Source organism: Pseudomonas sp. B21-031, from assembly GCF_024748985.1.
Taxonomy (GTDB): Bacteria; Pseudomonadota; Gammaproteobacteria; order Pseudomonadales; family Pseudomonadaceae; genus Aquipseudomonas; species Aquipseudomonas kermanshahensis.
Genome location: NZ_CP087181.1, coordinates 1,830,502 through 1,852,923, shown reverse-complemented (window position 1 = coordinate 1,852,923; position 22,422 = coordinate 1,830,502). Strand labels below are relative to the sequence as shown.

Below are 22,422 nucleotides of genomic sequence, written 5' to 3'. Positions count from 1 at the left end.
GCGGACCTCGGCATCACGGACCCTGCCTGTGTTGTTGTAGGGGCAGGTGTCCGGCGTGTTCTGCTGCGGCGTGCCGGCCACGTCACGGTTGCGGGGTGTCGGCAGCCTCCTTGCCCACGGCCGTGCGTCTGCGCGCACTGGTCCAGGAGCATCCTGCAAGCATGGCACTTGTGGCGCCGGAGGGTTGCATGCGAACGACCAGGCGCATCCTGAAACCGACGTGAGGTTCAGGCTGTTTCAGTTGCCCCGCTTTGCAGTCCGTCAGCCCAGCACGACATGCGGCACAAACCGCGAACTGTCTTTGGTAATCAGCGAATCATCCTCACGAATCCCCATCCCTGCCGCCTTGTCGCCGACTACCCACGAACCGATCAGCGTGTAGCTGTCGCCAAACCTGGGCAGCGGCGCAAACCCTTGCAAGATGTACGGTGCGTCGTCATAAGGGCCGTCCTCGAATACCCGCTGCCCCGCGCCGGTGCGGATATCGACATTGGCCCCTTCCCGCGAAAAATACGGCTTGCGCACCCACCCTCTGGGCACTGGCCGCGAAGGGTTGTCGTCGACGAAGGCTGGCAACAGATTGGGGTGCCCTGGGTACCACTCCCACAGCAACGGCAAGATGCCCTTGTTGGAGATCAGCGCCTTCCAGGGCGGCTCGACGAACTGCGTGTCGCACCCCGGGATAGCCCTGCCGAAGTCTTCGTGGAAGATATGCTCCCAGGCATGCAGCTTGAATAGCCGCGGGATCGGCCGCCCCTCCAGGTCGACGAAACGCCCCTCGCCATTCAGGCCAATGTCCTCCAGGTCGATGTGCCGGGTATGAATACCCGCGTGGGCGGCCATCTTGCGCAGAAAATCCGTGGTGCCACGGTCTTCCACCGAGCCCGAGATGGTCGAGAAGTAGAACGTGCCCTGCCCCGGCTGCGCGGCAAACACCTGCACCAGGTCTTCGGCCAGGGTATTGAACTGGCTGGCCTGCGCGGGCAGAACGCCGCGCAGGATTTGTTCTTCCAGCCAGATCAGCTGAAACGCCGCGGCTTCGTACAACGAAGTCGGCGTGTCGTAGTTGGCCTCGATCAGTTTCGCCGGGCCATGGCCGTCATAGCTGAAATCGAAACGCCCATAGAGGTGCGGCTGCCGCGCCAGCCACGACTGCCGCACCAGGTCGAAGAATGCCGGTGGAATCGCCAGGCGTGCCATCAGCGCCTCGCTGTCGACGATGCGCCCGACAGCCTCAAGGCACATCGCGTGCAGCGCCTCGGTCGGGGCCTGCAGGTCCCGCTCGACCTGGGCCTGGCTGAACTGGTAGTAACCCCGTTCATCCCAGTAACGCTCGCCGTCGAGGGTGTGGAAGGCAAAGCCTTCTTGCTCGGCTGTCTTGCGCCAGCCTGGGCGCTCTGCGAGTTCGACCTTGCGCATGCTCACCCCCCAAAGAAGCTACCGGACTTGCCGCCCCAGCCACTTCGGGCCGTCGCCTGGCTGCCAAACCCACCCCGCGAGATGGACGCAGACACCGCCGAGCGCGACGCGCTGCGGCCTGAGGCGCCATAGCTACCACCGCCACCGGAGGCACCGCCGCTGCTGCTCTGCTCGTCTTTGTTGCTGCGCTGAATGCCCCCGGCCGTACCGTAGCGCTGCCCAAGCAGGCCATTGCGCTGCCCGGCGCCCTCGCGATACGCATACAGCGGCTGCGCGCGGTAACGGCGGTCGGCGCTGTTGGCCATCTGCCCCAGTAGCATGCCCGCCACCACTGCTGTAGCGACATGGCCATAACCGCCGCCCTGGGCGTGCGCCGCATCGACCTGGGCCTGGGTCACCTCGCCGGTGGTCTCTAACGCGAACCCACTCATGCGCGGCATGTACCGGCCACCGACGCTGATCTGGCAGCCATCAGGGGAAAATTCTGCTTCGCAGGCGGGCTTGGACACATAGGTCGGCGTGGTACGCCGATACTCGGCCAGCGCCTGTTTGTAGGCATCGTTGCACGCCTTCTCCGGCACCTTGTCGCTGACGCAGGCTTCGACACTGTCGTAGTTCACCTGCTGGCTGACGGTGTAGGTCTCCTCTTGCGGGCTGCACGCGGTCAGGGCCAACGGCAGCGAGCTGGCCAGCACCAGCTTGACGGAGCTGCGTCTCATTGGGGGTTTCATGGGGGCTCCTTGGGCGTCAGGCCGACGGGGTCATGCAGGCCGAATTGAGGAAGCCGACGCTGATCGCCACGCTGGCAGCGTAAATGGCCGCGGCCAGCTCGCCGGCGGCGATACGCCTGGACAGGTCGCGCAGTACCAGGCTGGTAATGCCAAAGGCAATCAATTGAACCACAGCGGCAATCACGACCCAGGCCACGAAGTCCAGGATGCCAACGCTGTAGGCAATGATATTGCTGGCTGGCAGCGAGAAGCCGATCAGCGAGCCGCCCAAGGCAATGGCCGCGGCCGGGTTGTTCTCACGAATGAGCGCGAACTCGCGGTGCGGGGTAAGGCGGGTGTAGATGAACTGGAACAGCCAGAACAGCAACAGTGCCACGCTGATATAGAGGATGAAGCCGGTCACTGCAGAGGCATTGAGCGACAGGCGTAGCGCGTCGAGCATGGTGAGTCCTTGTCAGGTTACGTGAAAGTCCGTGGGGAGCAGGGTGATGCCGAGCGAGGTGGTGAGGGTGGCCTTGCCCGCCTCGTCTTCCTCCGCCGACAACAGCAGAAATTCGCGGCGCTCAGGCAGGCCGGTGTCGCGGGCGTAGAGCATTGACAGGTGCTGGATGCCATAACGGGCGTCGGGGCTGACCACCCGCTCGTACAACGGCACCAACCTGGCCTGGCCCGGCTCACGGCCCCACTGGCGGGAATACAGACAGCCGTCGTGTTCGTAGATCGGCAGGCCGACCTTGGACTGGCTACCGACAAGGCGCTGAAGGTGCGCTTCGTCGTGGATCGGTACAGCGCTGTGATAACCGAACAGCACGCTATCGCCCACCTTGTCGCCGTTCATCAGCACTTGTAGCCAGTAGTCTTCGTTGTCCAGGTAAAACCGCAGCAGGTGCACCGAATCGCCGAGGTCGACCTCGCCGACGGCCCAGACCGTTTCCGGGCTGGGAATCTGCAACGCTGAATAACCCTCGAGCAGTGTCTTGAGTGAGGCGTCGGGTATGAACCGGCGGCCGTTGAGCAGGCCAAAGGGCGGGTTGGTACTGGGCGAAAGCGGCATCGAACCTTTCCTGAAGCGGGGCAATGCTTGCGAGGGGCGATACCTTAGCGGGTTTGGCCGATTGAGCCAATTCAAGCACTGTTTGCATTGATGTCAGGCGCGGCCCTTGTAGGGCCGCATCTGGCAGGCCTCACGCCACCGCTTTTTCAACTCGGCGCCCGGCCTCCAACTCCCGCACCAGCGGCAACACACGCTCACCAAAGTACGCCACCTCCTCCTGGAAATGCAGGAACCCTGAGAGGATCAAATCCACCCCCACCGCCTTCAGCGCAACAATGCGCTCGGCAATCTGCAGCGGTGTGCCGATCAGGTTGGTCTTGAACCCATCGTTATACTGCACCAGGTCCTCGAAGCTGGACGTGGCCCAGTTGCCCTCGCCTTCCGGGCTGGCCGCCCCGGCGTTCTTGACCTCATGCCCAAACGCCTTCACCGCCTCGGGGTTGGCCTTGTCGATGATCTCCTGCAACACCGCCCGTGCCTCTTCCTCGGTGTCGCGGGCAATGATGAAGGCATTCACGCCCACCTTGATCGAATGGCCGTTGGCGGCTGCCTTGGCACGCAGATCGTCGACCTGGGCCTCGATCCCCTCCACGGTATTGCCATTGGTGAAGTACCAGTCCGACACCCGCGCCGCCATGTCCCGCGCAGCACGCGAACTGCCACCCTGGAAGATTTCCGGGTGGGGCTGCTGCAGGGGCTTGGGCTTGAGGGTGTAGTCCCGAAAGCGATAGAAATCGCCGTTGAAGGTGAAATTGTCTTGGGTCCAGATGCCCTTCAACGCGCGGATGAACTCCTCTGAACGGCGGTAGCGCTCGTCATGGTCCAGCCACGGTTCACCGATGGCGTGGAACTCGCCCTTGAACCAGCCCGACACCAGGTTGATGGCGATCCGCCCGTGGGTGAATTGGTCGATGGTTGCCAGTTGCTTGGCCGCCAGCGCCGGGTTCCATGGGCCTGGAAGGATGGCCGCGATGACCTTGAGCTTCTCGGTGGCGGCCAGCAGCGCATGGCTGATGGTGACCGACTCGTGCTGGTTGTCGGCACCATAACCGGCAGTGAAACGGATTTGCGACAGGGCGTAGTCAAAGCCCGCCTTTTCGGCGATCTGCGCCAGTTTGCGGTTGTAGTCGATGTCCCAGCTGGTGCGTTGCTCTATGGTGCTCACCACCAGGCCACCGCTGACGTTGGGGACCCAGTAGGCGAACTTGACTGGGGCTTGGCTCATGGGGAGGCTCCTTGGCTGTCCTCGAAGGGTTGAAGGCGACAACGCAGCAACCGTGCCAAACGAAAATAGCGTTGAGCCTCAATGGGATAGCCAACAGCGCAGACCGGGCGCGGTGCCCTCTGCGCAGCAGACTGTCGAAACACTGTTGCGGGGGCAACAGCCAGCGTTCGGCGGTCAAGTAATTGTGCCCGATGGTCAAGCGACGGCAGCCAGCGACTGGGAGGATTGAAGCAGGCCCGAGGGTTTATGAGTTCCGGTCTGGGCCAAAGGGGCCGCTGCGCGACCCATCGCCGGCAAGCCAGCTCCCTCAGGCAAGTACAAACCTCAAGCATGCGCCGTACCTGTGGGAGCTGGCTTGCCGGCGATGGGCTGCAAGGCAGCCCCCTTTACAGCCCATGAGGCTTGGCTGGATGGCCCGAGGGTCGCAAAAACAATAACAGTAACAAGGAGAACACCCATGACTACCTACCTGCAGGCTTACACCCGCGCGGCCGAGGACCCGGAAGGGTTCTGGCGCGAACAGGCTAGCGAACTGGACTGGTCGCGCTTCCCATGCCAGATCTTCACCGACACCCCCGGCGCAGGCGGCCGCTGGTTTGCCGACGGCCAGCTCAATACCTGCCACCTGGCGGTCGATCGGCACGTTGCCAACGGAGCCGGTGAGCGCTGCGCGATCCTCTACGATTCACCGGCCAGCGGCGTGCAAGAGCGCATCAGCTATCGCCAGTTGCAGGACCGCGTGGCCCGCTGCGCCGGCATGCTGCGGGCGCTGGGGGTGGCGCGCGGCGACCGGGTGATCATCTACATGCCGATGATCCCTCAGGCGGTGGTCGGCATGCTGGCCTGCGCCAGGCTCGGCGCGGTGCATTCGGTGGTGTTTGGTGGCTTCTCTGCGGCCGAACTGGCCGTGCGCATCAACGACGCGTGCCCCAAGGTGCTGCTCAGCGCCAGCTGCGGCATCGAGTACGAACGGGTGGTGCCCTACAAGCCATTGCTGGACCAAGCCCTGCAACTGGCCGCCAAGCACACACCACACGTGGTGATCGAACAACGCGAGCAAGCTCGCGCCCTGCTGCGCGGCCCTCGCGAGCATGATTGGCAGGCGCTGCTCGCCCAGGCCGAAGCGGTGCCAGCGGTACCGGTCGATGCCACCGACCCGCTGTACATCTTGTACACCTCCGGCACCACCGGCAGGCCCAAAGGCGTGGTGCGCGACCATGGCGGCCACGCCGTGGCACTTAACTACAGCATGCAAGCGCTGTACGACGCGCACCCCGGCGAAGTGTTTTGGGCGGCCTCGGACATCGGCTGGGTCGTTGGGCATTCCTACATCGTCTATGCCCCGCTCATCCGCGGTTGCACCACCTTGCTTTACGAGGGCAAGCCGGTGCGCACACCCGATGCCGGCTCCTTCTGGCGCGTGATCGCCGAACACCGGGTGAATGTGTTCTTCACCGCGCCCACCGCGTTCCGCGCCATCAAGCGCGAGGACCCACAGGTGCGCCTGGCCGCCGGCCGCGACCTGTCCTGCCTGAAGGCGGTGTATGTGGCCGGCGAACGCCTCGACCCACCGACCTACGAATGGCTGCAGGGCTTTCTACCCTGCCCGGTGGTCGACCACTGGTGGCAGACCGAAACGGGCTGGGCAATTGCCGGCAATCCCCGTGGGCTGGACGACCTGCCGATGAAACCAGGCTCGGCGAGCCTGCCGATGCCCGGCTATCGCCTGGCAATACTCGACGACGAAGGCCAGCCGTTGCCCAGCAACCAGCCCGGCAACATTGCCCTGCGCCTGCCATTGCCACCCGGCACGCTGATCACGTTGTGGGGCGACCCGCAGCGCTTTGCCGACAGCTACCTGAGCGCGTTCCCCGGCTATTACTGCAGTGGCGATGGCGGCTACCTGGACGAAGACGGCTACCTGTTCGTGATGGGCCGCGTGGACGATGTGATCAATGTCGCCGGGCACCGCCTGTCCAGCGGCAGCCTCGAAGAAGCCCTGGGCGACCACCCGGCCGTCGCCGAGTGCGCCGTGGTGGCGTTGGCAGAGGAGCTCAAGGGCGAGGTACCGGTCGGGTTCGTGGTGCTCAAGCAAGGGCTGCAGCCAGACCCTGCGCAACTTGAAGGCGAGCTGGTGGCGCGGGTGCGCGAGGCGGTCGGTGCCATCGCCTCACTGCGCCGGGTGTTCATCCTCAAGCGCCTGCCCAAGACCCGTTCCGGCAAGATCCTGCGCAAAACCCTGCGCAGCCTGGCGTCGAGCCCCGACGTCGCGACACCCCCGACCATCGAAGACCCGTTGGTGCTCGATGAAGTGCGCGCGGTATTCGAGCAGGCCGGTTGCTATGATCAGGTGCAAGGGCGCAAGGCGGCAACCGGGCACTGAGCACGCGGGACTGCAAACAGAAAACCCCGCCAGGGAAGCCCTGGCGGGGTGGCAGAAACACTACCTTTGCTAGCCCATCACAGCTGGCGCAACACGCGCTGCAGGGCACCAAGAAACTGCTCGACGTTCTGCGCAGAGAAGCACAGCTGCGGCCGGATCTTCAGCGCATTGTTGTGCGCCCCCGACACACCAATCAGCATGCCTTCATCACGCAGCAAGTTGGTGATGCGCCGGGCCGTCGGGCCATCGGCGCTGCCCTCCCCGTCCACCACATCGGCACCGATGAACAACCCTGCCCCCCGCACCTGCCCCAGGCAGGCATGCTCACGAGCAAGCCCTTCAAGGCCCTCCTTGAGCTGAGCGCCCACGCGCCGGGCATTCTCCTGCAAGCCCTCGTCTTCGATAACCTGCAGCACGGCAAGCCCCACTGCCGCCGACACCGGGTTGCCGCCAAAGGTGTTGAAGTAGCTGGCGTTGCGGCCGAAACGTTCGAGTATTTGTGGGCGTACCGTCAGCCCCGCCAGGGGGTGGCCGTTGCCCATCGGCTTGCCCAACGTCACCAGGTCGGGCACCAGGCCATGGCGCTCGAAGCCCCACATGTGCGTGCCGGTGCGGCCGAACCCTGGCTGCACCTCGTCAGCGATGAACAGCCCACCAGCAGCGCGCACCGCCTCCACCGCCTGGCAGAGGAAGCCCGGCGGGTCGGCGAACACACCATCGCTGGTGAACAGGGTATCGACCAGCAACGCTGCCGGGCGAATACCATGGCGCTGCATGTCGGCCAGCGCGGCACGCACCTTGGCGGCGAATACCTGGCCCACCCGCTGCGGGTCTTCTGGCACATGCAGGGGGGCATCGACCACGCGGATATCGCGGCCCAACGGCACATAGTCACCCACCGAAGGCGACAGCTCGGCGATGGCTGACGTCATCCCGTGATAGGCATAACGGGTCACGATCACCCCGGTGCCACCGGTGTAGTCGCGGGCAATGCGCAGCGCCAGGTCATTGGCTTCACTGCCGGTGCAGGTGAACATCACGTTGCCCAGTGCTGCCGGCATGGTCGCCAGCAGCTTCTCGGCATAATCGAGCACCCCCTCGTGCAGGTAGCGGGTATGGGTGTTGAGCTCGCCCGCCTGCCGGGCCAAGGCCTCAACCACCCGCGGGTGGCTGTGGCCGACCGAAGCGACGTTGTTGTACAGGTCGAGGTAGGCCCGGCCTGCGCGGTCATAGAGCCAGGTGCCGGCACCCCGCACCAGGTGCAGCGGGTTGTCGTAAAACAACTGATAGGCCGGGCCAAGCAGGCGCTGGCGGCGCTCGATCAGGCTGCGCTCGGCAGCGTCCAGGGCCTCGGCCTGTTCAGGCTGGAAGGCGTTCACTTTCAACATGGTCGGTCTCCTCAGGTGTCCTGGCGCGCGTCGTCCATGACGATGCTGCCGATGATGTGGTACTTGCGGCGGTCGAAGTAGCGGAAGTACAGGGCAATGGAGCCCCCCAGCGCGAAGCTGGCCGCGACGATCCAAGGGATCAGCCGGAACAGCAGCGACTCGGCCGCACTGCCTGCGGCAAAACTGAGGTTGGCGAACAGCAGGTAGACCACGTAGAGCATGCCGATGCCGCCCAGCAGGGGCGCGAGGAAGGTCTTGAACCAGTGCGCCTGGGCACGGCGTTGAGTGCCCACATGGAAGTAGCAGACCACGGCAAAGGCGCACAGCGCCTGGACGATGAGAATGCCCATGGTGCCGAGAATGGCCAGCAGCGCGTAGAGGTCGGCGTAGGGGTCTTTACCGGTGAACAGAAACGCCAGGACGATCACCGTGGCGATCAGGCTTTGCACGGTCGAGGCTATGTGCGGCGAACCATGGCGCTCATGGGTGCGGCCCACGGTACGGCCCAGGAACACGAACAGGTTTTCCCGGCCCAGGGCATAGATGTAGCGCGCCGCGCAGTTGTGGAAGGCCATGCCGCAGGCGAACGAGCCGGTCACCACCAGCAGCTTGAACAGGCTCACCGCCCACTCACCCAAGTAGGTGCGGGTCGGCCCGTAGAACACTTCGGCGGCAGTGGCTGGGTCTTGCGCTAGGCGAATGGCCTCGGCAGGCCCGGAGCCAGCGATGGCCATCCACGACACGAACACATAGAACACCCCGATGCCGATGACCGCGATCAGCGTCGCCAGCGGGATGATCTTTTTCGGGTTGCGCGACTCCTCGCCGTACATCGCCGAGGACTCGAAACCGACCCACGACCAGAACGCGAAGAACAGGCCTATGCCCGCATTCGCGCCGATCACGCCCTCGGCGGGTTTGAACGCGTTCAGCGGGTTGATCGACTCCGCGGCCATGCCCTGCGGGCCACCGCCATGCAGCAGCACGGCAAAGGCCATCAGCCCCAGCATCAGGATCTCCAGCACCAGGCATAGCCCAAGCACCTTGGCGGTCAGGGAAATGTCAAAGTAGCTGAGCACGCCATTGGCCAGCAGCATGGCCAGGGCGAACACGATCCAGGGCACGTGCACGCCGAAGACGCTGGCCAGCAGGTCTTCGCAGAAGAAGGCGAAAATGCCCACCAGCGCCGCTTCAAACACGATGTAGGTGAGCGTGACCGCAATCCCCGAGGCCATTCCCACCACCCGCCCCAGCCCATGGGAGATAAACCCATAGAACGCGCCGGTGGCCGTGATGTACTTGGCCATTTGCGCATAGCCGATGGCAAACAGCGCCAGGATGATCGTCGCCACCAGGTAGCCTGCGGGGGCGTACTGGCCATTGCCGCTGCCGATGGCGATTGGCACGTTGCCCAGCATTGCCGTGATCGGCGCCGCCGTCGCCACCGTCATGAACAGCACACCCATCAGGCCCACCGCGTTCTTGCGCAGGCGCTGCACCTGGTGGGGCTGCGCCTGGCCATCGCGCGTGAGTTTCAGTTCACCACTGTAGATCTCGCTCATCAGGATGCACTCCGTTCTTATAGGGTTATGGTGCAAGGCGTCAGGCGAGTGCCTGCAGGGACTCTGGCAGGATCTGCCCGCCGTCGACGATCAGGCTCTGCCCGGTGATGTAGCCGGCCTCTTTCGAGGCGAAAAACAGCGCGGCGTTGGCGATGTCCTCGACGTGGCCGAGGCATTTGAGTGGAATGGACGCAGCCATGCTGGCCTGGTACGCCTCGCCCATGCCCTGCAAGCCCTCGGTGAGGATGTTGCCGGGCAACACGGCATTGATCGTGATGCCATCGCGCGCCAGCTCGATGGCCGCCGTTCGCATGAAGCCCAATTGCGCCGCCTTGCTCGCGCCGTAGTGCGCCCAACCGGGGAAGCCAGTGACTGGCCCGGTGATCGAAGAGGTGAGAATCACCCGGCCATAGGCCGCCCGGCGCAGGTGCGGCAGCGCCGCCTGCACGCACAGGAAGGTGCCTTTGGCGTTGGTATCAAGCACCAGGTCCCAATCGGCGTCGGTCATCTGTTCCAGCGGCGCCGAAGGGAACACACCCGCGTTCGCGCACAACACATCAAGCCCGCCCTGGGCCTGCACCACCTGCTCGATCAACTGCCGCACCGGCTCGCGCTGCGCCACATCGGCGACCAGCCCGATCACTGCCAGGCCTTGGTCGCGCAGGCGGCTGGCCACGGCCTCGACCTTGTCCCGCTGCCGCCCACTGATGGCCACCTTGGCGCCCTGGCGGGCAAAGCCGACGGCGATGCCCAAGCCAATGCCGCTGGTGCCGCCGGTGACCAATACGCTCTTGCCTTGTAGTGAAGTCAGCATGTTCAAGCCCTCGATCCAATGACCTAGCCGGTGATGTGGACCGATGGTGGGCTGACCGGCAGCGGCCGACTTGACCGCAGGGCACAAGTTGCGGGTCGCAAGATCAAATTCTCGATCAGGCCTGGGCGCCTTGTGGCGAGCGGTCAAGATTTCGCGGTTTGCGGTCAAGCCAGTGGCGCGGGGCTCGCCTCATGCTGGCAGCCAGACCCCTGCCAACGGAGCGTGCCTGATGACCACCGATATCTCCTCCCACACCAGCCCTGCCGTGCTCGACCGCTTTGCCCAACGTGCGCTGTCGGCCTATGCCGAGGCCTACCAGGGCCAGATCGGGTTACTGGTGCATTCGGAGAACGCCACCTATCAGGTTCAGGGGCAACGGCAACGTTTTGTCATGCGGGTGCACCGCGCCGGCTACCACCAGCAGGCCGACATCGCCAGCGAGCTGGCCTGGCTCGCGGCGTTGCAAAGCGCTGGCCTGGAAGTACCTGTGCCGATTTCGGGGCTGGATGGGGAGGCAATTCAGGTTGTCGATCTGCCCGGCCACGGCCGCCGGTTTGTGGTGCTGTTCCACTGGATCGACGGGGGCGAGCCCGACCAGCAACAACTCAATGCTTCTTTTCGCCGGCTGGGCGCCATCAACGCCCACCTGCACCGGCATGCCCGCACCTGGCAACGACCGGGCAACTTCCAGCGGCTGACCTGGAACCACCAAACCATGCTGGGTGACCAGGGCCACTGGGGCAGTTGGCGTGCGGCGCCCTACCTGGATGCACGCGGTAGCGCATTGATCAGCGAAGCCGTGGGCGTGATTGGCGAACGGCTGCACGAGTATGGCGAGGACCCATCGCGCTTTGGCCTGATCCACGCCGACCTGCGTCTGACCAACCTGCTGGTGCAAGGGGACCGCACGCGCATCATCGACTTCGACGACTGCGGCATGGGCTGGTACCTGCATGACCTGGCGGCAGCCCTGAGCTTTTTCGAACACCACCCCGACCTGCCGCACTGGATAGACAACTGGCTGGAGGGCTACAGCACGGTGGCCAGCCTTGACGACTGCGACATCGCCCTGCTGCCAACGCTGATCATGCAACGGCGCCTGCAGCTGCTGGCCTGGACCGGCACCCACCGCGGCACCCCACAGGTCGAGTGCCTGGGCCCGGTGTGGGTCGAACAAACGGTCGAGCTGTGCCAGCGCTACTTGCAGGAGCGCCCGGTGGGCGCACTTGCGCGGGCATGAACGAAACAGTTTTGTAACCAAAGGCTACGCACCCTGTTGGTGCGTCGCCCCCGCCTGGCGTGCTCCAGCCCAGCCCGCAAAGAGGTACCCTTGAGCGGCTGAACGGTGTGATTACAGCGTTTCGCGCGGCGTGGAATGAAAATTGCTCCCACCGTTACCCAGCAGCACTCGGTAAACGATCGAGGAGGATTCTACGTGCACGTTGTCCATCCAGGTCCGCTCCACCCCACCGGCGCCCAGCCCGGCAACGCGATCGGCATTCTCGCCTCGGCGGCAACCGGCCTGGTCACCTTCATCGGCCAGCAAGGCGGCGACGCCGAGCGCATCCTCGGGCGCGCCGGCATCGACTCCGAACGCCTGGAGCACCCGACCCTGAGCCTGGACCTGAACCAGTATTGCCAGGTGTTCGAAGAAGCCGCCCGGCAAACCGGCAACGACAACTTCGGCCTGCGCTTCGGCCAGCAGTTCAAGCCCGACGCCCTGGGTTTGCTCGGCTATGTGGGCATGTGTTCCGCCACCCTGGGCGATGCCTTGCGCAATGTGGTCGACACCTTCCCGGTGCACCAGCAGAGCAGCCTGTTGCGGCTGGAGGCGATGGGTGAGTTCTACCGCCTCGACTACCAGGTGCAGTACGGCGCCATTGTGCGCAGACGCCAGGATGCCGAACTGTCGCTGGGCATGTTCTTCAACCTCATGCGCCACGCACTGGGCCAGAACTGGGCGCCGGAAAAGGTGCTGTTCGAGCACCCGCAACCCGAGGCCTGGCACGAGCACTGCAAAGTGTTCGACGCCCCGGTGCTGTTTGGCCAGCCACGCAATTCGCTGGTGTTCCGCCGCAGCGTGCTCGACCGGCCGATGCCTGGCCGCGACCCACGGCTGCTGGCCATCGTCATCGAAAGCATGCGCATGCTCGGCGGCCAGGCCGGCACGACCAACCGACCCGGCATTGTCGATGACGTCAAGACGCAGGTCAGGGCCCTGCTCGGCGACGGCTACCCGAGCCTGGAGCAGGTCGCCGAGCAGTTGCGCCTGCCCAGCTGGACAGTGCAACGCCGCCTGCAGGAGCAAGGCTTGAGTTTTTCGACCCTGATCGACACCGTGCGCCAGGAGCTGGCGACCTACTACCTGCAACAGTCCGCGCTGCCGATTTCCGAGCTGGCCTTGCTGCTTGGGTATTCGGAGATCAGCGCGTTTTCGCGTGCGTTCCGCCGCTGGTTCGATGTCAGCCCCAAGCAGTGGCGCCAGGCGCATAAGGGGCAGACGGTGACGGCGCAGTAGAAGCTGGCGTGGGGCGGCTGGCTAGACTGCCAAGCGAGCCAGACGCTGCAAGGCCAGGGTAGCCTCCGGCGGGATGGCGACCACGGTGTCGCAGTGGGTGCATACGCCTACCAAAATGTCCTCGGCCATCGCTGAACGGTACATCACGGCGAGCATAGTGCGTGGGCACTACCGCCCGACAATCCTCGCAAAGCGCCCTGCCGCTATCACCTTCGGAAAAGATCTTCATTGTTTACACCCTCACTGTTGAGCGCTGACGCATCAGCGGTGCTTGCGCATGCCCATGTGCGCATCGTCCATCAACGCCTTGGCCATTTCGCAAAGAAAGTGCGAGGCCCAGACCAGCGCAGGTTCGTCGTCCATCACGCCGATGAACGAGGCTCGTCTTGAGCAGTCCATCAGCACCGACGCCTGCTCGATGGCATGGTCGCAGCAGTTGCCGGGCTCTACGCGAAACAGCCGCTTGCCCTGTATCACGCCGTCCAAGCATGACGCGGAGCCTATGGTCAAACCCAGCGTGCCGGTGCGTTCTGGTAATACCTTGTCCATTGCATATCCCCCTGCGCTGTCGCGCTGAAAATAACGTTCGCAAGCGCGTCGACGCCCGCTGTAGGAGCGGACTTGCCCGCGAAGGGCTGCAAAGCAGCCCCGGCATCGGAGAACGTCAATGCAGCGTCTGCATGTGCGGCCTGGCCGTGAGTTGCACCTGCGCAACCGCCGATTCCAGCAATGTGCGCACAGCTTCCATTTCGTGCATGACGGCCAGGGTCATGATTGAGGCAGGCGACTTGGGGAGCGTGGAGACGGCGTGGTGGGCGACGGCCAAGGCGCAGAGTACGTACTCCGAGGCCTGGATCAGGGTGTCTTCGAGGTGATGGGGTGTATCGGCGGAGCATGGTGGGTCGGGGACGATCTTGAGCATGGCGAGTCTCTCTAGTTGCACTATTCAGATCGCCACCTGCTCACTTGCAGATGATTGGGTGGCGGCTACATACAGGCCTGCAAGGCCGGGGGCAACTAGAGAGAATGCCCGGCTGGTCCGAGGACCACCCGTACGTAGCCACCATAAAGCGCAGCCGGACGCAAAGCATCTGTGGCTGATGGTGGACTCTTCCTAGTTGACCCTACAGGCTTGCAGACCTGGTCGTTGATTTCTCACCGACGCGGCCAGACTAGAAGGCTCTCCCCCTCACTTCAATGACGCAATGGCCTGCAAAGAGTTATTCAGAAACGCCCTACAAGGAAGAGCCAAAATCTGATCATTTCCGGTAGCTCTGTATCAATTCCATGCCGCATTTTTCCCGCTTGCGCTAAACATATGGAAATCCGTATATTCGATTATCCATATGTAAAGAGCACCTCCATGATCACCCCACCCGAGGTCTTCAAGAACCTGGCAGACGAGACCCGCGCTCGCGCCACCCTGCTCATCGCGACCCTGGGCGAGCTTTGCGTTTGCGAGCTGATGTGCGCGCTCGACGACAGCCAGCCGAAAATCAGCCGCCATCTCGCCCAACTGCGAAGCAGCGGCCTGCTGCTGGATCGCCGCCAAGGCCAGTGGGTGTATTACCGCCTCAACCCAGACCTGCCCACGTGGGTGCACGACATGCTGCAGGTGACGTTGCAGGCCAATGCCACCTGGCTGCAGGCGAACACAGCCCGCCTGCAGCACATGGCCGACCGCCCCGTCCGCGCAGCCGCCTGCTGCTGAAGCCGCCACCCCGCGAGAGAGCCTTCCAATGCAAGTCCTGTTCATGTGCACCGCCAACAGCTGCCGCAGCATCCTCAGCGAAGCGCTGTTCAATCACCTGGCACCGCCAGGCTTCGCAGCCGTCAGTGCCGGCAGTTTTCCCAAAGGCCAGGTGCTGCCGCGCAGCCTCACCACCCTGCAGCAGGCCGGCATTTGCACAGAAGGCCTGCACAGCAAAGGTAACGATGCCTTCGCCACCAACCCACCGGACATCGTCATCACCGTCTGCGACAAAGCCGCCGGTGAACCCTGCCCCGTGTACTTCGGCCCAGCCCTAAAAGCCCACTGGGGCCTGGAAGACCCTTCCGAGGTCGAGGGTGACGAGGCCGCGATTGACGCCGCGTTCAACGCCACGCTGTCAATCATCGAGCGACGCTGCAACGCCCTCTTCGCCCTCCCCTTCAATACCCTCGGCCGTGACGAACTTCAGCGCGAGCTGAACCGCATCGGCACGCTTTAAGGAGGCCCCATGTCAGAGCAACTGCCCAACCTCGACCTGTCCCTGCTCGACGCAGCCCCGGCCGCGCCCCGTGCCAGCGAGCACAAACCGCGCATCCTGCTGCTGTACGGGTCGACCCGCGAACGCTCCTTCAGCCGCTTGCTGACCGAAGAGGCCGCCCGCCTTCTGCAGCATTTCGGTGCCGAGACACGTATCTTCGATCCCTCCGGCCTGCCGTTGCCTGACGACGTGCCGGTAGAACACCCCAAAGTGCAAGAACTGCGTGACTTGGTGCTGTGGTCCGAAGGCCAGGTCTGGTGCTCGCCCGAACGCCACGGCGCCCTGTCGGCCGTGTTCAAGGCGCAGATCGACTGGGTCCCCCTGGCCCTCGGCGCCGTACGCCCCACCCAAGGCAAGACCCTGGCCGTGATGCAAGTGTGCGGGGGTTCGCAGTCGTTCAACGTGGTCAACCAACTGCGCGTACTGGGCCGCTGGATGCGCATGTTCACCATCCCCAACCAGTCCTCGGTGCCCAAGGCGTACCTGGAATTCGACGATGCCGGCCGCATGAAGCCATCGCCCTACTACGACCGGGTGGTCGACGTGATGGAAGAGCTGGTGAAGTTCACCCTGTTGCTGCGCGACCGCACCGAGTTTTTGGTGGACCGCTATTCCGAGCGTAAGGAAAGCGCCGAGCAGCTTACGGCGCGGGTTAACCAGCGTTCGATTTGAGTGATTACCGGGGACGGCGCGGCTTTGAAGCCGTCCCCGGCCCTTGACGCAACCTGCGGGTATCAGTACGTTTTCAGCCCCTTCCTTTTCGGCCCCCTTTGCAGTGCACCGCCCAGGCGTTAATTCGCGAAGCGGGCATTCAAGATGCCGACACTTATACGGTCGCCCAAAGGCGTGCCGCTACTCCGTTATCAAGTGAACAAGGTTGATTACATGATCATTCGTCAGGCCAACGCCGCAGACCACCCACTGCTGCTCGACATCTGGCTGCGCGCCGTTCGCGCCACTCACCATTTTTTGCAGGCATCCGACATAGACGCGCTGCTGCCGCAGTTGCGCGATGTTTACCTTCCTGCTGTCGAGTTGTGGGTCGCGGTCGATGCTGAAGATTGCCCGTTAGGCTTCATGGGGCTGAATCAGGAGCATGTGGAAATGCTCTTTATCGACCCCGACCTGCATGGGCGTGGGATTGGGCGTGCGCTGCTGGATTACGCACGCGGTTCGCGGCGCACGCTGAGTGTGGATGTGAACGAGCAGAACCCTGAGGCTGTGGGGTTTTATCTGCATTATGGGTTTGTGCAGACGGGGCGCTCTGAGGTGGATGGTGAGGGGCGACCGTTTCCGTTGTTGCATATGAGTTTGCCGAGTTAAACGGTCGAGCTTGATGGGCAGTTGGGCTCGCGGAGCTAAAGCACCCGCGGGCTTTCCATGGAGCGTTTACGCTGAGCGCTTTTTAACAGCCCATCGCAGCGGCCCCCTTGGCCCTAAGTGGCTGGCATTAGGATTTAGCCCGTCTCTCGAAGATCTGCCTCAGGGACACCCGCGAATAACGTACGCGAGCCCGAACTGCCCTTCCTTCAATCAGCCCTGAGGGTTACAGGGCCGAGAAAACAGGCTCATCGCACTTTGTAGGCGTTCATACAAGCCGAGGCGCGCTGGCGGGCATCAGCCAGCTTCTCTACCGGTATCTTGTCAACAATCTCCACCAGGCTTTCGCGCGCGTCGCTCGCAATCTTCAGCTCGGTGTCCGCATGCGCATCCGCAGCCGCGGCATTGCGTGTGGCGGTATCTATGGCACAGCGCACCCATGCGTAGGACTGAACGAGATCTGGCCTCACCCCTTTGCCTTCCTGGTAAGCGATGCCCAGATGCCACTGAGCCTCCGAAACACCCAGCGCTGCGCCTTTGTGCCACAGATCGACAGCCAAGGATGGGTCGGCCTGCATGCCAAGGCCATAGTAGGCCAGGTAGCCCAGGTTGTTGAGCGCAAGCCGATTCCCTTGCGCCACGGCCTGACGCCACTGCACCACCGCTTCAGGATAGTCTTCGCGCTTGTATGCATCGACACCCAGGCCATAGGCCGAGTCGCCTCGTGATCCGATACGCGTTTGATCGGTTGCAGGAGTTGAAGGGGTGGACGATGTGCAGGAGGTCATCATCAATACGCTAACGATGAACGCAGTCCTGAGGTTCTGATGCACGATGGAATCCTTGCCATGTGTCGGTCGGGGGCGGGACGTTATCGGAAATTGTGCCTGCCAACAAGGTAGCGGTATCGGGCAGGGGCGCAGCCTGTGGGACTTCGGATATAGAGGCCTAATGTCGCGCCAACAGCATTCGAAGGACCTGTTTCCGGACGAACTGCGATTTCTCTTGGTAAACTGGCCGCCTTCCACACTCACGCGAACATGGCCTGTGTAGCAGACTCAACAATCCGCCAGTGTGTGCGCTGCTCCTCACCACGGGAATTTGCTACACATTGCCGCCCGGTTGCTAGATCGCAGCCACCGCTTGCTGAAATCGCCCGAAAAACCCCGAATCCGGTACGAAACACGTTGAACGAAATGACCGCAAAATCAGGCTCTAACCCAGTTGCGACAAGGCCTGAGCCGTCGCGCCGGTTCTCCGTTGCCCCCATGATGGACTGGACAGACCGCCACTGCCGCTTCTTCCTGCGCCTGCTCTCCAAGCACACCCTGCTCTACACCGAAATGGTCACCACCGGCGCCCTACTCCACAACGACGCCCACCGTTTCCTACGCCACGACGTGTCCGAGCACCCGCTGGCCCTGCAACTGGGCGGCAGCGTGCCGGCCGACCTGGCGGCCTGCGCGCGCCTGGCCGAGGAGGCGGGCTACGACGAGGTCAACCTTAACGTTGGCTGCCCGAGCGACCGGGTGCAGAACAACATGATCGGTGCGTGCCTGATGGCCCACCCGGCGCTGGTGGCTGATTGCGTCAAGGCAATGCGCGATGCGGTGTCGACGCCGGTGACGGTGAAGCACCGTATCGGCATCAATGGCCGTGACAGCTATGCCGAGCTGTGCGATTTCGTCGGCCAGGTGCGCGAGGCTGGGTGCCGGAGTTTTACCGTGCATGCGCGCATTGCGATTCTTGAAGGGCTGTCGCCCAAGGAGAACCGCGAGGTGCCACCTTTGCGCTACGACGTGGCGGCGCAGCTGAAAGCAGACTTCCCGGACCTTGAGATCGTGCTTAACGGCGGGATCAAGACGCTGGCGGAATGCCAGGCGCACCTTGAAACGTTCGATGGGGTGATGCTGGGGCGTGAGGCGTATCACAACCCTTACCTGCTGGCCGAGGTGGACCAGCAGTTGTTTGGCAGCGAGGCGCCGGTGGTCAGCCGCAGTGAGGCGCTGGCGTTGTTGCGGCCTTATATCGTGGCGCACATCGAGAGTGGTGGGGCCATGCATCACGTCACCCGGCATATTCTGGGGCTGGCCCAGGGGTTCAAGGGGGCTCGGCGGTTCCGGCAGCTGTTGTCGGCGGATATTCACAAGGCGCCAGAGCCGTTGGTGGTGTTTGATCAGGCGGCAGAGTTGATGCAGGGTCATTGATGAATGAACCAGGGATGGATTGGCAATGAAGAAAAGGCGCACGCGTTCGCAGGGCAGCTTGGGCGTGGCAGTGGCGATCTTTGCCCCGGTGGGCATCATTCTGGCGGTCGCCTCGCAATACCCGACGATGATCGAGCGCAGGGTTGAAGCGAGAAAGGCGCAGGCGCGTGCGGCACAGCCGGCGCCTCGCCCTGCGGGGACCACGTTGGAAATCATCATGCCCGACGGCAAACGCCTCCAGGAAGGGCAATCGGGCACCTTGGGCGAAGCCTTGAAAAGCAGGTAGTCGGCAGCCTTGGGAACCTCGGGGCTGTGGGTGAATCGAATCATCACCTTGCGTAGAACTTCAGGGGCTTGCCTGCCGTTTTGGGCTGAGACCTTGGGGCTGTTGCGCAACCCATTCGCGACGCAACGCCGCGCTCACATGCGGTTTACCCGAGCGGCTTCGACGGGCCTTGAGCGGCCGCCGGGGCTCGGGTAATGTCGAGTCATTGCACAGGACAGAGCACGCCCATGACCTCCAAGCTGGAACAACTCAAGCAGTTCACCACCGTGGTCGCCGACACCGGGGACCTGGACGCCATCACCCGCCTGAAACCGGTCGATGCCACCACCAACCCGTCGTTGCTGCTCAAAGCCGCCGCCATCCCCGGCTATGCCGACCTGCTCAAGCAGGTAAAAGGTGATGCCAAGGGCGATGTGGACCTGGCCTGCGACAAGTTCGCGGTCGCGGTCGGTTCCGGGATCCTCAAAGTCATCCCTGGCCGTATCTCCACCGAAGTGGATGCGCGCCTGTCGTTCGATGAGCCGGCCCTGCTAGCCAAGGCCCGCCAGTTGATCGCGCTGTACGACGCCGCCGGGGTCAGTAAAGACCGCGTGCTGATCAAGCTGGCCTCGACTTGGGAAGGCATCCGCGCCGCCGAGAAGCTGGAGAAGGAAGGCATCCAGACCAACCTGACCCTGCTGTTCTCCTTCGCCCAGGCCCAAGCCTGCGCCGATGCTGGGGTGTTCCTGATCTCGCCGTTCGTGGGCCGTATCTACGACTGGTACAAGAAGAGCACTGGCAAGGAATACGTCGGTGCCGAGGACCCGGGCGTGCAGTCGGTCACGCGCATCTACGACTACTACAAGACCAATGGCTACAACACGGTGGTCATGGGTGCCAGCTTCCGCAACATCGGCCAGATCGAGCAACTGGCAGGCTGCGACCGCCTGACCATCAGCCCCGAACTGCTGCAGCAGTTGAGCGATGACCAGGGCGAACTGCCGCGCGTGCTCAAGCCGGGTAACACGGGCGAGGCCAAGCAGGTATTGAGCGAGAGCCAGTTCCGCTGGGCGATGAACGAAGATGCCATGGGCACCGAGAAGCTGGCCGAGGGTATTCGCCAGTTTGCGCGGGATCAGGAGAAGCTGGAAAAGTTGATGGCTGAAAAGGCCTGATACATTTTGGGTTTGCCTGACAGGCGGGAAATGTTCAGCATTTTCCGCCCGTTTTTGGTTTGGCGCCAAGGTGCGCCAGGCTTCCGAGGTATTTTGAATTCGATGGCCTATTCGCGGGCAAGCCCGCTCCCACCGGTACCGTGCTGCGTGAATGGGCTGTCTAGCCACCAGAGCTGTTGATGACCTCTTCCCTACCCCTCGTTCTCGCCGGCCCGGTACTGCGCCGCCTGGAGCCACAGCGCCTGGCCATCTGGCTGGCCGCAACGCAACCCTTGCAACCTGAATTTGCCCTTGATGGCGTAGAGCACTCGGCCAAGGTCACTTGCCAGGTGATCCCGATAGGCCAGCACGCGTTTATTCATTTGCTGGATATCCACGTTGCCCAGCCGCTCCCCTGCAACCAGACGCTGGGCTACGACCTGCGCATCAATGGCCAGGGCATCGCAGACTGGGCACCCCACATGCTCTACCCCGGCGAAACGCGCCCACACTTCGTGTTGCGTGATCGCCTGGACCATTTGCTGCACGGCTCTTGCCGCAAGCCGCACCACCCCGCCGCCGACGGCCTGCTCTGCGCCGACCGTTTGCTGCAACAGTGCCAGCACCCCGAACAACGCCCTGCGGTGCTGTTGATGACCGGCGACCAAGTGTATGCCGATGATGTCGCCGGGCCCATGCTGCGCGCGATCCACGTCCTGATCGAACGCCTGGGCCTGTTCGACGAACAGCTGGACGGTGCAGTCGTCGCCGACAGCGCGGCGCTCTATCGCCACCCGGCCAGTTACTACCACCGCGCCGACCTGCTGCCCGCGCAGGAACGTAACGACAGCCTGCGCGAGCGCTTTTTCGGGGGTAAACGCAAGCCGATCTTCTCGTCCAGCAACGCCGACAACCACTTGGTGACCTTCGCCGAGGTCATGGCCATGTACCTGCTGGTGTGGTCACCCGAACCCTGGCGGCTGGTCAACCTGGACATGCCCGCAGGGCTCACCGATGAACGCCAGGCGCGTTATCGGCAGGAGGTGCCACTGATCGAGGCCTTCGCCGACAACCTCGGCCAGGTGGCGCGGGTGATGGCACACCTGCCGTGCCTGATGATCTTCGACGACCACGACATCACCGACGACTGGAACCTCTCGGCGCAGTGGGAAGAAACTGCTTATGGCCACCCCTTCTCGCGGCGGATCATCGGCAATGCGCTGCTCGGCTATCTCCTGTGCCAGGCCTGGGGTAACGACCCGGATGGCTGCGGGCCGTTGGTCGAACGCTGCCAGGCGCTGACCGGTGCGCCACTGGCCAGCCAGGCGCAGGATGAACTGATCGGCGAGCTGCTGCGCTTCCAGGGCTGGCAGTTCAGCCTGCCCAGTAATCCACCCTTGCTGGTGCTCGACACCCGCACCCGGCGCTGGCGCAGCGAAGCCAGCCTGGCCAAGCCTTCGGGCCTGCTCGACTGGGAGGCGCTGAGCGAATTGCAGCAGGCACTGCTCGATCATCCTTCGGCGATTATCGTGTCTCCAGCGCCGATCTTCGGGGTAAAGCTGATAGAGACTGTGCAAAAGGTGTTCAGTTGGATGGGCTACCCGTTGCTGGTGGATGCCGAGAACTGGATGGCCCATCGGGGCGCGGCACAGGTGATTCTGAATATCTTCCGCCACTCGCGCACGCCGGGGCATTACGTGGTGCTCTCAGGGGATGTGCATTATTCGTTCGTCTATGAGGTGCTGATTCGTCACCGCCAGCGCAGCCCGCACTTGTGGCAAATCACCAGCAGCGGGATCAAGAACGAATTCCCCAGACGCTTGCTGGATGTGCTCGACCGGCTTAACCGCTGGCTGTATTCACCACGTTCGCCGCTGAACTGGTTTACCAAACGGCGGGAGATGGAAGTGGTGCCGCGTACGCCCAGCGGTAGCAAGGCGGGTGAGCGGTTGTGGAATGGTGCGGGGCTGGGGCAGGTGTTTTTTGATGAGCAGGGGCGGCCGGCACGGGTGTTTCAGCTGGATGCCGGTGGGCGGGATGTGACGGAGTTTGTTGGGCCGGAATGAAGGATTGCCTGTGCCGGCCTCTTCGCGGGGCAAGCCCGCTCCCACAGGGTTAGCGCTGCATCAGGAT

At 63.5% G+C, this 22,422-nt stretch carries 22 protein-coding genes; 11 read left to right on the top strand and 11 right to left on the bottom strand.

Annotation, left to right across the window (positions count from 1 at the left end; genetic code table 11):
• Window positions 1–261: 261 nt before the first annotated feature.
• The 5 genes from LOY53_RS08355 to sfnG all read right to left on the bottom strand — a co-directional run bounded on the left by LOY53_RS08355 (window position 262) and on the right by sfnG (window position 4,429).
• Complete coding sequence (locus tag LOY53_RS08355; protein ID WP_252827225.1) at window positions 262–1,419, bottom strand: glutathionylspermidine synthase family protein; 1,158 nt, start codon at window positions 1,417–1,419, stop codon at window positions 262–264.
• A 2-nt stretch (window positions 1,420–1,421) separates the two neighbouring features.
• Window positions 1,422–2,138 carry a DUF1190 domain-containing protein gene (locus LOY53_RS08350; RefSeq protein WP_252827223.1) on the bottom strand — a complete coding sequence of 239 codons (717 nt, stop codon included), beginning with the start codon at window positions 2,136–2,138 and terminating at the stop codon, window positions 1,422–1,424.
• Window positions 2,139–2,166: 28 nt separating this feature from the next.
• Window positions 2,167–2,592 (bottom strand): DUF350 domain-containing protein, encoded by a 426-nt coding sequence (locus LOY53_RS08345; RefSeq protein WP_027596588.1) that lies wholly within the window; start codon window positions 2,590–2,592, stop codon window positions 2,167–2,169.
• 12 nt (window positions 2,593–2,604) lie between these two features.
• Entirely contained in the window at window positions 2,605–3,204 is a 600-nt protein-coding gene (locus LOY53_RS08340; RefSeq protein ID WP_252827221.1) for a DUF2491 family protein, read from the bottom strand.
• Window positions 3,205–3,334: 130 nt separating this feature from the next.
• Entirely contained in the window at window positions 3,335–4,429 is a 1,095-nt protein-coding gene (gene sfnG / locus LOY53_RS08335; protein ID WP_258703846.1) for a dimethylsulfone monooxygenase SfnG, read from the bottom strand.
• A 457-nt stretch (window positions 4,430–4,886) separates the two neighbouring features.
• Between sfnG and LOY53_RS08330 the strand changes: the two genes are divergently transcribed.
• Window positions 4,887–6,812 (top strand): AMP-binding protein, encoded by a 1,926-nt coding sequence (locus LOY53_RS08330; protein WP_252827217.1) that lies wholly within the window; start codon window positions 4,887–4,889, stop codon window positions 6,810–6,812.
• 77 nt (window positions 6,813–6,889) lie between these two features.
• Here LOY53_RS08330 and LOY53_RS08325 read toward each other — a convergent pair whose 3' ends face one another.
• From LOY53_RS08325 to fabG, 3 genes are read right to left on the bottom strand one after another with little or no spacing between them, the layout of a single operon-like run.
• Window positions 6,890–8,200 (bottom strand): aspartate aminotransferase family protein, encoded by a 1,311-nt coding sequence (locus LOY53_RS08325; RefSeq protein WP_252827215.1) that lies wholly within the window; start codon window positions 8,198–8,200, stop codon window positions 6,890–6,892.
• An 11-nt stretch (window positions 8,201–8,211) separates the two neighbouring features.
• A complete protein-coding gene (locus LOY53_RS08320; RefSeq protein WP_099430005.1) occupies window positions 8,212–9,762 on the bottom strand; it encodes an APC family permease in 1,551 nt (516 codons plus the stop codon).
• 40 nt (window positions 9,763–9,802) lie between these two features.
• On the bottom strand, window positions 9,803–10,576 hold the full coding sequence (fabG, locus tag LOY53_RS08315; protein ID WP_099430006.1) for a 3-oxoacyl-ACP reductase FabG: 774 nt from the start codon (window positions 10,574–10,576) through the stop codon (window positions 9,803–9,805).
• A gap of 229 nt (window positions 10,577–10,805) precedes the next feature.
• On the opposite strand from fabG, the gene LOY53_RS08310 reads away from it, so the two are divergent.
• Both LOY53_RS08310 and LOY53_RS08305 read left to right on the top strand, forming a co-directional pair.
• Window positions 10,806–11,816 carry a phosphotransferase enzyme family protein gene (locus LOY53_RS08310; protein WP_258703845.1) on the top strand — a complete coding sequence of 337 codons (1,011 nt, stop codon included), beginning with the start codon at window positions 10,806–10,808 and terminating at the stop codon, window positions 11,814–11,816.
• A gap of 195 nt (window positions 11,817–12,011) precedes the next feature.
• Window positions 12,012–13,094, top strand: a complete 1,083-nt coding sequence (locus LOY53_RS08305) for an AraC family transcriptional regulator (RefSeq protein WP_258703844.1) — start codon at window positions 12,012–12,014, stop codon at window positions 13,092–13,094.
• 261 nt (window positions 13,095–13,355) lie between these two features.
• Here the strand turns inward: LOY53_RS08305 and LOY53_RS08300 are convergent, their stop codons facing one another.
• Both LOY53_RS08300 and LOY53_RS08295 read right to left on the bottom strand, forming a co-directional pair.
• Window positions 13,356–13,643, bottom strand: a complete 288-nt coding sequence (locus tag LOY53_RS08300; protein ID WP_258703843.1) for a DUF3077 domain-containing protein — start codon at window positions 13,641–13,643, stop codon at window positions 13,356–13,358.
• Window positions 13,644–13,758: 115 nt separating this feature from the next.
• On the bottom strand, window positions 13,759–14,016 hold the full coding sequence (locus LOY53_RS08295; protein ID WP_258703842.1) for a hypothetical protein: 258 nt from the start codon (window positions 14,014–14,016) through the stop codon (window positions 13,759–13,761).
• Between the two features lie 441 nt (window positions 14,017–14,457).
• Between LOY53_RS08295 and LOY53_RS08290 the strand changes: the two genes are divergently transcribed.
• The 4 genes from LOY53_RS08290 to LOY53_RS08275 all read left to right on the top strand — a co-directional run bounded on the left by LOY53_RS08290 (window position 14,458) and on the right by LOY53_RS08275 (window position 16,666).
• Window positions 14,458–14,805 (top strand): metalloregulator ArsR/SmtB family transcription factor, encoded by a 348-nt coding sequence (locus LOY53_RS08290; RefSeq protein WP_258703841.1) that lies wholly within the window; start codon window positions 14,458–14,460, stop codon window positions 14,803–14,805.
• A gap of 28 nt (window positions 14,806–14,833) precedes the next feature.
• Window positions 14,834–15,304 (top strand): arsenate reductase ArsC, encoded by a 471-nt coding sequence (locus LOY53_RS08285; protein WP_258703840.1) that lies wholly within the window; start codon window positions 14,834–14,836, stop codon window positions 15,302–15,304.
• A 9-nt stretch (window positions 15,305–15,313) separates the two neighbouring features.
• The gene (gene arsH / locus LOY53_RS08280) at window positions 15,314–16,015 is read left to right on the top strand and encodes an arsenical resistance protein ArsH (RefSeq protein WP_258703839.1); all 702 of its coding nucleotides are present in this window, start codon (window positions 15,314–15,316) and stop codon (window positions 16,013–16,015) included.
• Window positions 16,016–16,228: 213 nt separating this feature from the next.
• Window positions 16,229–16,666, top strand: coding sequence for an acetyltransferase (locus LOY53_RS08275; protein WP_258703838.1), 438 nt, complete (start codon window positions 16,229–16,231; stop codon window positions 16,664–16,666).
• A 245-nt stretch (window positions 16,667–16,911) separates the two neighbouring features.
• Here LOY53_RS08275 and LOY53_RS08270 read toward each other — a convergent pair whose 3' ends face one another.
• Window positions 16,912–17,496, bottom strand: a complete 585-nt coding sequence (locus LOY53_RS08270) for a tetratricopeptide repeat protein (RefSeq protein ID WP_258703837.1) — start codon at window positions 17,494–17,496, stop codon at window positions 16,912–16,914.
• Window positions 17,497–17,859: 363 nt separating this feature from the next.
• Here LOY53_RS08270 and dusA point away from each other — a divergent pair, with 363 nt between their 5' ends.
• From dusA to LOY53_RS08250, 4 genes are all read left to right on the top strand, one after another.
• On the top strand, window positions 17,860–18,870 hold the full coding sequence (gene dusA / locus LOY53_RS08265; RefSeq protein ID WP_258703836.1) for a tRNA dihydrouridine(20/20a) synthase DusA: 1,011 nt from the start codon (window positions 17,860–17,862) through the stop codon (window positions 18,868–18,870).
• Window positions 18,871–18,895: 25 nt separating this feature from the next.
• Window positions 18,896–19,156, top strand: coding sequence for a hypothetical protein (locus LOY53_RS08260; protein WP_085274224.1), 261 nt, complete (start codon window positions 18,896–18,898; stop codon window positions 19,154–19,156).
• 227 nt (window positions 19,157–19,383) lie between these two features.
• Window positions 19,384–20,310: a transaldolase gene (gene tal / locus LOY53_RS08255; RefSeq protein WP_027596599.1), complete on the top strand. Its 927-nt coding sequence runs from the start codon at window positions 19,384–19,386 to the stop codon at window positions 20,308–20,310.
• A 179-nt stretch (window positions 20,311–20,489) separates the two neighbouring features.
• Complete coding sequence (locus LOY53_RS08250) at window positions 20,490–22,355, top strand: alkaline phosphatase D family protein (RefSeq protein ID WP_252827205.1); 1,866 nt, start codon at window positions 20,490–20,492, stop codon at window positions 22,353–22,355.
• Window positions 22,356–22,422 lie beyond the last annotated feature (67 nt).

Coding starts and splice junctions, on each gene's coding strand:
- arsH (WP_258703839.1), top strand. CDS start 15,314: ATGTCAGAGCAACTGCCCAACCTCGACCTGTCCCTGCTCGACGCAGCC.
- sfnG (WP_258703846.1), bottom strand. CDS start 4,429: ATGAGCCAAGCCCCAGTCAAGTTCGCCTACTGGGTCCCCAACGTCAGC.
- LOY53_RS08320 (WP_099430005.1), bottom strand. CDS start 9,762: ATGAGCGAGATCTACAGTGGTGAACTGAAACTCACGCGCGATGGCCAG.
- tal (WP_027596599.1), top strand. CDS start 19,384: ATGACCTCCAAGCTGGAACAACTCAAGCAGTTCACCACCGTGGTCGCC.
- LOY53_RS08290 (WP_258703841.1), top strand. CDS start 14,458: ATGATCACCCCACCCGAGGTCTTCAAGAACCTGGCAGACGAGACCCGC.
- LOY53_RS08330 (WP_252827217.1), top strand. CDS start 4,887: ATGACTACCTACCTGCAGGCTTACACCCGCGCGGCCGAGGACCCGGAA.
- LOY53_RS08310 (WP_258703845.1), top strand. CDS start 10,806: ATGACCACCGATATCTCCTCCCACACCAGCCCTGCCGTGCTCGACCGC.
- LOY53_RS08350 (WP_252827223.1), bottom strand. CDS start 2,138: ATGAGACGCAGCTCCGTCAAGCTGGTGCTGGCCAGCTCGCTGCCGTTG.
- fabG (WP_099430006.1), bottom strand. CDS start 10,576: ATGCTGACTTCACTACAAGGCAAGAGCGTATTGGTCACCGGCGGCACC.
- LOY53_RS08275 (WP_258703838.1), top strand. CDS start 16,229: ATGATCATTCGTCAGGCCAACGCCGCAGACCACCCACTGCTGCTCGAC.
- LOY53_RS08325 (WP_252827215.1), bottom strand. CDS start 8,200: ATGTTGAAAGTGAACGCCTTCCAGCCTGAACAGGCCGAGGCCCTGGAC.
- LOY53_RS08355 (WP_252827225.1), bottom strand. CDS start 1,419: ATGCGCAAGGTCGAACTCGCAGAGCGCCCAGGCTGGCGCAAGACAGCC.
- LOY53_RS08250 (WP_252827205.1), top strand. CDS start 20,490: ATGACCTCTTCCCTACCCCTCGTTCTCGCCGGCCCGGTACTGCGCCGC.
- LOY53_RS08260 (WP_085274224.1), top strand. CDS start 18,896: ATGAAGAAAAGGCGCACGCGTTCGCAGGGCAGCTTGGGCGTGGCAGTG.
- LOY53_RS08295 (WP_258703842.1), bottom strand. CDS start 14,016: ATGCTCAAGATCGTCCCCGACCCACCATGCTCCGCCGATACACCCCAT.
- LOY53_RS08345 (WP_027596588.1), bottom strand. CDS start 2,592: ATGCTCGACGCGCTACGCCTGTCGCTCAATGCCTCTGCAGTGACCGGC.
- dusA (WP_258703836.1), top strand. CDS start 17,860: ATGACCGCAAAATCAGGCTCTAACCCAGTTGCGACAAGGCCTGAGCCG.
- LOY53_RS08285 (WP_258703840.1), top strand. CDS start 14,834: ATGCAAGTCCTGTTCATGTGCACCGCCAACAGCTGCCGCAGCATCCTC.
- LOY53_RS08300 (WP_258703843.1), bottom strand. CDS start 13,643: ATGGACAAGGTATTACCAGAACGCACCGGCACGCTGGGTTTGACCATA.
- LOY53_RS08340 (WP_252827221.1), bottom strand. CDS start 3,204: ATGCCGCTTTCGCCCAGTACCAACCCGCCCTTTGGCCTGCTCAACGGC.